The sequence below is a fragment of the Mesorhizobium sp. M1409 genome, from assembly GCF_040317535.1.
GTDB lineage: Bacteria > Pseudomonadota > Alphaproteobacteria > Rhizobiales > Rhizobiaceae > Mesorhizobium.
In genome coordinates, this window is sequence record NZ_JAMYKV010000142.1 from 1 (window position 1) to 1,625 (window position 1,625).

The window sequence follows — 1,625 nt, forward strand, 5'->3', positions numbered from 1 at the left end:
CTAGCCCGTCTTATGCACGACGATGGGGCTTTGAGGCTGGCGGATGTAGCTTAAGCGATTGATTTGGCGTAGGATTCGGTTGCTTAGGCCAACCCTTCCACCGCATCTCGCGAGCCACACCCGCCATGACCGAGGATACGTTGCTGCCGCTGTCTTTTCCAGCCGTCGGACGCAAGAAGGTCACAGCTGCGTTTGACGGCGGACGCATCACCTCGGATGGCGGCGTCATGCTTTTGGCCGCGGCCGAGCGACGCCTGCAACTGGCCGACAGGCTGGCCGCTGCGATCCACGATCCGCGCGATCCAGCGCGCGTGACGCACGCTATGGCCGACATCCTGCGTGCCCGGATCTTTGCCATCGCCTGCGGCTACGAGGATGCCAACGATCTCGACCGGCTGCGCACCGATCCGGCCTTCAAGCTCGCCTGCGGGCGGCTGCCCGACAGCGGGATTGATCTGTGCTCGCAGCCGACCTGTTCGCGGCTGGAGAACCTGCCCGACCTCAGGACCGTCATCCGGCTCGGCTGGGTGCTGGTCGATCTGTGGCTGTCGAGCTATGCCGCGCCGCCGAAAAGCGTCACGCTCGACATCGATGATACGCTGGATGTCGTTCACGGCCATCAGCAGCTCTCGCTCTTCAACGCCCACTACGACGAGCGTTGCTTCCTGCCGATCCACATCTACGACGCCGCGACAGGACGCCCGGTCGCGATGATCCTGCGTCCTGGCAAGACCCCGACGGGCAAGGAGATCCGCGGCCATCTGCGCCGTCTCGTGCGCCGCATCCGCGCGCGCTGGCCGACCACCCGCATCCTGATCCGTGGCGACAGCCATTACGGCCGGGCGCAAGTCATGGCCTGGTGCGAGAACAATGCGATCGACTACCTCTTCGGCCTACCCGGCAACAAGGTTCTGCAGCGGCTCGTCGACGAGAGCGCCGACGACATCCGCACCCGCCGCGCGCTCGAGCGCAAGTCTGTGCTGCGCGGCTATGCCGAGACCCGCTACAAGGCGAAGTCCTGGAAGGCCGAACGCCGCACCTGCGCTCGCATCGAGGCAACCACCCTCGGCCTCGACATCCGCTTCGTCGTCACCAATCTCGACAAAGGCTCCGCCGAGCACATCTACGACGTGATCTACTGCGCCCGCGGCCAGGCCGAAAACCTGATCAAGATGCACAAGAGCCAACTCGCCTCCGACCGCACCTCCTGCCGCTCACCGATTGCCAATCAGGTCCGTCTTGTCCTGCACACCGCCGCATACTGGTTAATGCTCACCCTGCGCGAGGCGGTGCCCACGACCCATCATCTGCGCAACGCCGAGTTCGCTACGCTGCGGCTCAGGCTGCTCAAGCTCGGCGCCCGCGTCATCGAAACCGTCTCGCGCATCCGCCTGGCCTTCGCCGCCGCCTGTCCCGAGGCAAGTCTGTTCCGGGCGATCGCCAGCAATCTGCTACCGGCAGGACCATGACCGCCGGGGCAGCGGGCCCCGCCGAACCACACAGCTTCCACCCTCCAGCGCGTTCACAAGTCCAGACACAGCCGCGGTGAAAAAGACGCCGAGCCGCCACCTGTCCGCCGCTCAGCGGCAAACAAACCCAGATCCGTCATGAATAAGACGGGCTAG

Annotated in this window: 1 protein-coding gene; it reads left to right on the plus strand. The window is 65.2% G+C overall.

The annotated features are described in order from the left end of the window. Positions 1-125 precede the first annotated feature (125 nt). The gene (locus NKG99_RS35705; RefSeq protein WP_352592373.1) at positions 126-1,469 is read left to right on the plus strand and encodes an IS1380 family transposase; all 1,344 of its coding nucleotides are present in this window, start codon (positions 126-128) and stop codon (positions 1,467-1,469) included. Positions 1,470-1,625 lie beyond the last annotated feature (156 nt).

Excerpts from the sequence above, each read along its gene's own strand:
- NKG99_RS35705 (WP_352592373.1), top strand. The coding sequence starts at position 126 with ATGACCGAGGATACGTTGCTGCCGCTGTCTTTTCCAGCCGTCGGACGC.